This window comes from Mycobacteriales bacterium (genome assembly GCA_035995165.1).
In the GTDB taxonomy this organism is placed as follows: domain Bacteria; phylum Actinomycetota; class Actinomycetes; order Mycobacteriales; family CADCTP01; genus CADCTP01.
Window position 1 is genome coordinate 61,950 of the sequence record DASYKU010000059.1, and the last position, 9,106, is coordinate 71,055.

7 protein-coding genes are annotated in these 9,106 nt (G+C 72.2%); all 7 read right to left on the minus strand.

The window, feature by feature from the left end; all coding sequences use genetic code 11:
- Nucleotides 1–203: 203 nt before the first annotated feature.
- Nucleotides 204–890, minus strand: coding sequence for a response regulator (locus VGP36_10000; protein ID HEV7655043.1), 687 nt, complete (start codon nucleotides 888–890; stop codon nucleotides 204–206).
- Nucleotides 887–3,559, minus strand: coding sequence for a DUF4118 domain-containing protein (locus VGP36_10005; protein HEV7655044.1), 2,673 nt, complete (start codon nucleotides 3,557–3,559; stop codon nucleotides 887–889). The genes VGP36_10000 and VGP36_10005 overlap by 4 nt, the downstream gene beginning before the upstream one ends.
- Before the next feature lie 17 nt (nucleotides 3,560–3,576).
- Nucleotides 3,577–4,470 carry a potassium-transporting ATPase subunit C gene (locus VGP36_10010; protein ID HEV7655045.1) on the minus strand — a complete coding sequence of 298 codons (894 nt, stop codon included), beginning with the start codon at nucleotides 4,468–4,470 and terminating at the stop codon, nucleotides 3,577–3,579.
- Between the two features lies 1 nt (nucleotide 4,471).
- The gene (kdpB, locus tag VGP36_10015; GenBank protein ID HEV7655046.1) at nucleotides 4,472–6,655 is read right to left on the minus strand and encodes a potassium-transporting ATPase subunit KdpB; all 2,184 of its coding nucleotides are present in this window, start codon (nucleotides 6,653–6,655) and stop codon (nucleotides 4,472–4,474) included.
- Complete coding sequence (gene kdpA / locus VGP36_10020) at nucleotides 6,652–8,316, minus strand: potassium-transporting ATPase subunit KdpA (GenBank protein ID HEV7655047.1); 1,665 nt, start codon at nucleotides 8,314–8,316, stop codon at nucleotides 6,652–6,654. Before kdpA ends, kdpB begins: the two co-directional genes overlap by 4 nt.
- Nucleotide 8,317: 1 nt before the next feature.
- Nucleotides 8,318–8,407, minus strand: a complete 90-nt coding sequence (locus VGP36_10025; protein ID HEV7655048.1) for a potassium-transporting ATPase subunit F — start codon at nucleotides 8,405–8,407, stop codon at nucleotides 8,318–8,320.
- 76 nt (nucleotides 8,408–8,483) lie between these two features.
- On the minus strand, nucleotides 8,484–8,861 hold the full coding sequence (locus tag VGP36_10030) for a hypothetical protein (protein ID HEV7655049.1): 378 nt from the start codon (nucleotides 8,859–8,861) through the stop codon (nucleotides 8,484–8,486).
- Between the last annotated feature and the right edge of the window lie 245 nt (nucleotides 8,862–9,106).

Consider the following 9,106-nt stretch of genomic DNA (forward strand, 5'->3'; position numbering starts at 1 on the left):
GGGGCCGTCGCCGCGGCGGCGGCCCGAGGCCCCGGACCCGGTTGCGGGCCGGCGGCCGGCGTCGGCGGTGGGCCTGCGCTCACGTCTCGTCCCCCTGGTGTGTCCGCGCCCTTCCTCGCCCGGGCGTTGCCGAGGATGACAGGTCGCCGGTGCTGGGTCCGGGACCTCGCACGAGCCGCCGCGTCGGAGTGCCGGCGGACAGGTCAGGGCTGGAATCGGTAGCCCATGCCTGGTTCGGTGATCAGGTACCGGGGCCGGCTCGGATCCGGTTCGAGCTTGCGGCGCAGGCGGTTGAGGTGGAACCGCAGGGACGAGCTGTCCTCGGATCCGACCGGACCCCAGACGTCGGTGATCAGCTGCTGGCGGGCGATCAGCTTGCCCGGGTGCCGGACCAGTGCGTCGAGCAGGCGCCACTCGGTCGGGGTGAGCCGTACGTCCCCGCGGTCGCCGTCCTGCCGGGCGGAGACCCGCCTGGCGCCCAGGTCGACCAGGTAGTCGCCGAGCTCGAACGCGGGCGCGGGGCCGTCGGCGGCGGCTCGCCTGGTCACGGCCCGAATCCGGGCGAGGAGCTCCTCGATGCCGAAGGGCTTGGTGATGTAGTCGTCGGCCCCGGCGTCCAGGGCGGCCACCTTGTCGCCACCCGAGGTGCGTCCGGACAGGACGATGATCGGGACGGAGCTGTGCTCGCGCAGGCTGCTGATGACCTCGGCGCCGTCGATGTCGGGCAGGCCGAGGTCGAGGATCACCAGGTCCGGCGGCCGGGCAGCGGCCTCGGCGATCGCCCGCCGTCCGGTGGCGGCCGTGTGCACGTCGTGGCCGCGGGCGCTCAACGTGATCTGGAGCGCCCGCAGCAGCTGCGGTTCGTCGTCGACGACCAGGACCACGCTCATGCCTCGGCCACCTCCTCGCTGCGCGGCCGGGCCGCGACCGCGCGCGCCGGCAGCGACAGCACCATGGTCAGCCCTCCGCCCGGGGTGTGCTCCGGCTCCAGCGTGCCGCCCATCGCCTCGGCCAGGCCTCGGGACAGGGCGAGGCCGAGCCCGACGCCGGTGGTGTTGTCGCGGTCGCCCAGGCGCTGGAACGGGACGAAGATCCGTTGCCAGTCGGACTCCGCGACGCCGGGGCCGCGGTCGACCACCCGCAGCTCCACCCGGTCACCGAAGGCGCTGCCGGACACGAGCGGGGGCCGGTCGGCGGGGGAGTGGCGCAAGGCGTTGCCGATCAGGTTCGCCAGGATGCGTTCGAGCAGACCGGGGTCGGCGTAGAGCTCCGGGAGGTCGTCCGGGAGCCGCACCTGCACGGGCAGGCTGGCCGGGCCGAGCTCGCCCAGCACCCCGGGCAGCACGTCGTCGATGCCGATCTGCGCGGGGTGGACCGCGAGGGCGCCGGCCTGCAGCCTGCTCATGTCGAGCAGGTTGTTCACCAGCCGGGTGAGCTGGTCGAGGGACTCGTCGGCCGTGGCCAGCAGCTCGGCCCGCTCGCTGTCCTTCCATTGCATCCCCGGGCTGCGCAGCGCGGTGACCGAGGCCTTCGCGGATGCCAGCGGGGTGCGCAGGTCGTGGCTGACGGCCGCGAGCAGCGCCGTGCGGGTGCGGTCGACCTCGGCGAGCGGTCCGGCCTCGGCGGCGGCGTCGGCGAGCCGCCGTTGCCGTAGCGCGACCACGACCTGGGCGGCGAACGCGGCCAGCACCCGGCGGTCCTCGGCCGGGAGGACACGACCCCGCAGGACCAGGACCAGATCGTCGATCGGGACCTCCGTGTCGCCCTCCTCGGGTCGGGCGCAGGGCTGGGTGCCGGACGTCGCCACCACCGTCCAGCCGGCCCGCCCGGCCGCGGACCGGCTCGCCTCCGGTACGGCTGAGACCCGGCCGGCCGGTCCGCGCCCGGCCGGCGCCGCGGGTGGGTTCCCGTCCCGTTCCAGCAGGGTCGCGGACGTCATGCCGAACGTCTCCCGGACGCGGTCGAGCAGTGCCGGCAGCGCCCGCTCGCCGCGCAGCACGTCGCCGGCGGCGGTCGAGAGCGCCTCCGCCTCGGCCGTCGCCCGGGCGGCCTGGCTGGTCCGCCGGGCCGCGAGGTCGACCACCGCGCTGACCATCAGCGCGACGGTGATGAACGCGACGATGGCGAAGGCGTTGTTGCGCTCGGCGATGGTGAACTCGTGCAGCGGCGGCGCGAACAAGTAGTTCAGCAGCAGGGAACCGGCGATCGCGGCGGCTACGGCCGGCCAGACGCCGCCCACGAGCGCGACGGCGACGATCGCGAGCAGGAACAGCAGGACGTCGCTGGTCAGGTTCAGCGAGCCGCGGACGGAGACCAGCACGAGGGTCAGCAGCGGCAGCAGCACGGCCGCGGTGGCCGCGCCGAGCAACCGCCGGCGCAGGGTCAGACCGGCGGAGAGCCGGGGGAGGCGGCGGCGTCCGCGCCCGATCTGGCCGTGGGTGACCATGTGGACGTCGATCGACCCGGACAGCGCGGTGGTGGTGACGCCGGTGCCCGGGGACAGGATCTGGGCCAGCCGGCCGCGCCGGGAGGCGCCGAGCACGAGCTGGGTGGCGTTCTCGGCCCGGGCGAAGGTCAGCAGCGACCGGGCGATGTCGTCCCCGACGACCTGGTGGTAGGTCCCGCCCAGGTTCTCGACGAGCACTCGCTGGCGGGCCAGGTTTCCCGGGTCGGCGCCGGTGAGCCCGTCGGAGCTGACGACGTGAACGGCGAGCAGGTCCGCGCCGGTGTTGCGGTCCGCGATCCGGGCGGCCCGCCGGATCAGCGTGTCCCCCTCATTCCCGCCGGTGAGAGCGACCACCACCCGCTCCCGGGTCTCCCAGGTGGCGGCGATGCCGTGCTCGCTGCGGTAGCGGTCGAGCTGCTCGTCGACCTTCCCCGCGAGCCAGAGCAGCGCGAGCTCGCGCAGCGCGGTGAGGTTGCCGACCCGGAAGTAGTTCCCGAGCGCCGCGTCGACCCGGTCGGGGGCGTAGACGTTGCCGTGCGCCATCCGCCGCCGCAGCGCCTCGGGCGTGATGTCGACCAGCTCGATCTGGTCGGCCGAGCGGACCACCTCGTCCGGGACCGTCTCACGCTGCGGTACGCCGGTGATCTTCTCCACGACGTCGTTGAGGGACTCCAGGTGCTGCACGTTGACGGTGCTCAGCACGTCGATCCCGGCGTCGAGCAGGTCCTCGACGTCCTGCCAGCGCTTGCCGTGCCGGCCGCCCGGCACGGTGGTGTGGGCGAGCTCGTCGACGAGCGCGATCTCCGGCCGGCGGGCGAGGACGCCCGCGACGTCCAGCTCGGTGAACTGGGTCCCGCGGTAGGCGACCGCCCGCCGGGGGAGGACCTCCAGGTCGTCCAGCAGCGCCGCGGTCCGCGAGCGCCCGTGCGTCTCGACCAGGGCGACGACGACGTCCGCGCCACGCTCCTGCCGCCGGTGCGCCTCGTTGAGCATGGCGTACGTCTTGCCCACGCCCGGCGCCGCGCCGAGGTAGATCCGCAGCTTCCCGCGCGCCGGCTGGTGGGCCGCCGAGCCCTCCGCGGGCTCGGCGACCACCTGTTCCCCGTCCGTCATCACGACCACATCCGTGCTCAGGTCACGGGGGCGACGCGGTCGAGCTCCAGATTCAGCTGGAGCACGTTGACCCCGGGCTCGCCCAGAAAACCCAGCCCGCGGCCCTCTGTGTGATCGCGGATGAGCTGCCGCACCCGGTCGACCGGAAGGTTGCGGACCTTGGCGACGCGGGGCGCCTGCAGGGCCGCATAGGCGGGGCTGATGTCCGGGTCGAGACCGCTGCCGCTGGCGGTGACCGCGTCCGCCGGAACGGCGGGGTCGGCCGGCGCGTTGCCGCGGATCGGCACCAGTTGCTCGCCGGCGATGTCCTCGCCGGTCCGGTGGCACTGCACCGCGACGCCCTCGTACGTGGCCAGGAACGGCGTCGGCGTGGTGCCGCAGTACTCGTTCACGCTGACCGCCCGGACGACGGCGCCGGCGTACCCGGGTCCGGTGTGGGAGACGGCCAGCACGGCGCCGACTCCGCCGGCCGTGCAGTACGGGCGGCTGCCGTCGACGCCCTCGAGCGTGCCGACGGCGAGGCTGCGGGCACAGACCTGGGTGAGCAGGCTGGGCTTGCCGTCGTCCCCGGTCGCCGTCGGCGGGACGTCCACGATGTCCTCCGGTCCGAGGTTGGAGGCCGAGGTGGCGGTCGGGTCGTAGCCGTCGCCGGCGCCCGAGGGCCGGGACTGGAAGTACTTCGGGATCGCGTCGCCTTTGTCGTCGGTGAAGGCCTGACCGATCAGGGACGAGCCGACGTCGTGGCCGGCGGCCGTGACGAGCGAACCGTCCGCTTTGGACTTCATCCCGGGGAGCTGGGCGATGCCGGTGATGACGAGCGGGTAGACGATGCCGAGCAGGACGGACAGGACGAGCAGAGCCCGTACGGCGGCGAGGTGCTGGCGTAGCCAGCCGGGCAGTCGGGTGGCCATGTCAGCTGACTCCGGGGATGAACTGGACGAGCAGGTCGATGATCTTGATGCCGGCGAACGGGGCGATCAGGCCGCCGAGGCCGTAGAGGTAGAGGTTGCGGGAGAGCATCTTCGCGGCGCTGGACGGGTGGTAGCGCACGCCGCGCAGGGCCAGCGGGATCAGCGCGACGATGACCAGCGCGTTGAAGATGACGGCCGAGAGAATGGCCGACTCGGGGCTGTGCAGCCGCATGATGTTGAGGGTGTCCAGGCCGGGATAGAGCGCGACGAACATCGCCGGGATGATCGCGAAGTACTTGGCGACATCGTTGGCGATGGAGAAGGTGGTCAGCGAGCCGCGGGTGATGAGCAGCTGCTTGCCGATCTCCACGATCTCGATGAGCTTCGTCGGGTCGGAGTCGAGGTCGACCATGTTGCCGGCCTCCTTGGCCGCCGACGTGCCGCTGTTCATGGCCACGCCGACGTCGGCCTGGGCCAGCGCGGGGGCGTCGTTGGTGCCGTCCCCGGTCATCGCGACCAGCTTGCCGCCCGCCTGCTCCCGCTTGATCAGCGCGAGCTTGTCCTCCGGGGTGGCCTCGGCCAGGAAGTCGTCCACGCCGGCCTCGTCCGCGATCGCCTTGGCCGTCAGCGGGTTGTCGCCGGTGATCATGACCGTACGGATGCCCATCCGGCGCATCTCGTCGAAGCGCTCCCGCATGCCCGGCTTGACCACGTCGGCGAGCTGGATGACGCCGAGCACCCGTGCGGTGCCGTGTGCCTCCTCCGCGACCAGGAGCGGGGTGCCGCCGGAGGCGGAGATGCCGTCGACGAACTCCCCGGTCTGCGGGGGGATCCGGCCGCCGTGAGCGGACACCCAGGCGACGATGGCGCTCGCGGCGCCCTTGCGGATCTGCCGCACTCCGTCCGAAGTGGACATGTCCACACCGGACATCCGGGTCTGCGCCGTGAAGGGCACGAAGTCGGCGTGCACGAGCTCGCCCGGGCCGCGCTCGCGCAGTCCGTACGTGTCCTTGGCGAACACGACGATCGAGCGGCCCTCGGGGGTCTCGTCGGCCAGGCTGGAGAGCTGGGCAGCATCGGCCAGGTCCCCCTCCGGCACGCCGGGCAGGGCCAGGAAACCGGTCGCCTGGCGGTTCCCGAGGGTGATGGTGCCCGTCTTGTCGAGCAGCAGCGTGTTGACGTCGCCGGCGGCCTCGACGGCCCGTCCCGACATGGCCAGCACGTTGCGCTGCACCAGCCGGTCCATCCCGGCGATGCCGATCGCCGACAGCAGCGCGCCGATCGTGGTCGGGATCAGGCAGACCAGCAGCGAGACCAGCACGATCCCGGTCACGCCGCCGCCGTCCAGCGTGGCCGAGTCCGGGATGCCCGGCTGCTGAGCCTTGGCGAAGATCGCCAGCGGCTGGAGGGTGGCGACCGCCAGCAGGAAGATGATCGTGAGCGCGGCGAGCAGGATGTTCAGGGCGATCTCGTTCGGGGTCTTCTGCCGGGAGGCCCCTTCGACCAGCGCGATCATCCGGTCGATGAAGCTCTCGCCGGGCTTCTGGGTGATCCGCACGACGATCCGGTCGGACAGGACCCGGGTGCCGCCGGTGACCGAGGACCGGTCGCCGCCGGACTCCCGGATGACCGGGGCCGACTCGCCGGTGATCGCGGACTCGTCGACGCTGGCGATGCCGTCGACCACGTCGCCGTCGCCGGGGATGAACTGGCCGGCCTCCACCACGACGACGTCGCCCTGACCCAGCTGGGGCGCGGCCACGTCCTGCGCCGCCGCCGTCGCCGGGTCGTCGCCGTCGGTCCAGTCCGTCAGCCGCCGGGCGATCGTGTCGGTCTTGGTCCGGCGCAGCGCCTCGGCCTGGGCCTTGCCCCGGCCCTCCGCGACCGCCTCGGCCAGGTTGGCGAACACGACCGTGAGCCAGAGCCAGACGGTGATCAGCCAGGAGAACACCGAGGAGTCGCGGACCGCGAGCACGGTGGTGAAGACGGCGCCGATCTCGACGATGACCATGACCGGGTTGCGCCACAGCGTCCGCGGGTCGAGCTTGGCCAGCGCTCCCGGCGTGGACCGCCAGAGCTGGGCCGGATCGAGCAGCCCGCCGGACACCCGCCGGGGGGCCTCCGTCCGTTGTGGACGGTTCGACTGCGCCACCGGCTGCGAGTCGCGTATGGATGTGCTCATCAGTGGATGCCTTCCGCGAGCGGCCCCAGCGCCAGTGCCGGGAAGTAGGTGAGAGCGACGACGATGACCGTGACGCCGACGAGCAGGCCGACGAACTGCGGGCGGTGCGTCGGCAGCGTGCCGGCCGAGACCGGCACCGGGCGCTGCCGGGCCAGCGACCCGGCCAGCGCGAGCACCAGCACGATCGGCAGCAGCCGGCCGGCGAGCATGGCGACGCCGAGCGCGGTGTTGTACCAGGTGGTGTTGACGCTGATGCCGGCGAAGGCCGAGCCGTTGTTGTTGCCGGCCGACGTGAACGCGTAGAGCACCTCGGACAGGCCGTGCGGGCCGGAGTTGAGCATGCTCGCGCGCTCGCCCGGCAGGGCCATCGCGATCCCGGTGCCGACCAGCACGATCATCGGCGTCGTCAGCAGGTAGAGCGAGGCCAGCCGCATCTCCCGGGAGCCGATCTTCTTCCCGAGATACTCCGGTGTTCGCCCGATCATCAGCCCGGCGACGAATACGGTGATGATCGCGAGGATGAGGATCCCGTACAGGCCGGAGCCGGTGCCGCCCGGTGCGACCTCGCCCAGCATCATGTTGAACAGCAGCGTCGCGCCGCCGATGGCGGTGTACGAGTCGTGGAAGGAGTCCACCGCCCCGGTCGACGTGCCTGTGGTCGCGGTCGCGAACGCCGCGGACTGGGGCACCCCGAAGCGGGTGTCGGTGCCCTCACTGGCTGAGCCGACCGCCTGCGGGACCGTGCCGTGATGGACGCTCTGCGCCGCTTCGTTGACGGCCAGGCTGCCGGTCAGGATCACCGCCATCACCGCCACGATCGCGAAGCCCTGTCGCTTGTCTCCCACGAGCTTGCCGAAGGTCCGGGGGAGCGAGAAGCTGATCAGCAGGATCAGCAGGATCTGTAGGGCGTTGGTCCAGCTGGTCGGGTTCTCGAACGGGTGGGCCGAGTTGACGTTGTAGAAACCGCCGCCGTTGGTGCCGAGCTCCTTGATGACCTCCTGGCTGGCGACGGGGCCGCCGGTGACCGTCTGGGCCGCGCCGGCCAGCGTGTTGACCGTGGTGCCGGCGGAGAAGTTCTGCACCATGCCGGCGCCGACGAAGACGACGGCGCCGACCACAGCGACCGGCAGCAGGATCCGCAGGCAGGTCCGGGTCAGGTCGACCCAGAAGTTGCCGAGCTGCTGCTCGCCCTTGCGGGCCGCGAACCCGCGGACCAGGGCGATCGCGACCGCCATGCCGACGGCGGCGGACGCGAAGTTCTGCACCGCCAGGCCGGCCATCTGAACGAGGTGGCCCATGGTCGACTCGCCGGAGTACGCCTGCCAGTTGGTGTTGGTCACGAACGAGACCGCGGTGTTGAAGGCAAGCGCCGGCGTGACATTGCTGAAGCCGAGGCTCAGCGGCAGGTGGGACTGCACCCGCTGGAACAGGTAGAGGAAGAGCACGGAGACCGCGGAGAAGGCGAGCACGCTGCGGGCGTACACACCCCAGGCCTGCCCGCGCTCGGGGTCGACCCCGACCAGCCGGTAGACGCCGCGTTCCACCCGCAGGTGGTGCTTGCTGGAGTAGACCCGGGCCATGTAGTCGCCGACAGGCACGTGCAGCGCGGCAAGCACGGCGACGAGCACGGCGACCGTGACGATCGCGGCGGTGGTGGTGTTCATGTCAGAAACGCTCCGGGAAGAGCAGGGCCACCAGCAGGAACACTGCGACCACGGCAGCCAGCACGAGGCCGACCAGGTTGTCGGCGGTCACAGCCGCTCGACCCCCCGCAGCACCAGTGCCAACACCCCGAACAGCGCGAGTGTCAGCACGACGAACGCGATGTCGCTCATCGATCTCCATCCTCCGGATCCAGTTCTTCCGCCCAATGCGGAGCGTGATAGGTCAGGGACCGGGCGTGGTGACGCCGGCTCCGGTCGACACCCCTGCGGGCCGCGTACGCGAGGACCCAGGCGCCGCAGAGCACCGCGGCCGCCCGCAGGTCCGTCGCGGGATGCCAGCCGAGCTGGCCGTACCGGTCCTCGACGAAGCCGTTCAGCGACAGCAGCGACGAGAGAACGACGAACAGACCGGCTCCGGCGGTGCTCTCGACGCCGATGACGCCAACGACGACCGCCAGCACACCGACCTCGGCGGCGATGCGGGTCGCCGATTCGGCGTACCCGGGAATGCCGCACACGGCCACGGACGCGAAGAGTCCGGTCAAGGCCAGCAGACCCGCGGAGCCCCGGTCGGGGGCCCGCAGCCCATCGTCACCCACTGTTCCGCTCCTTCGCCGCTCGGTTCCGAGAGGCGACCTTGCTCTCGGCCGGAAGCGCCGGACAACGGTTCTCACGACACGCTAACGGCGGTCCCGCCTTTTCTCACGGGCCACTAACAGCGGCTCCGGCGGCCGGTTGGAAACGTGCGAGAAAACCCCAGCGGCCACGACGGGACGGGGGTCGGCCGACG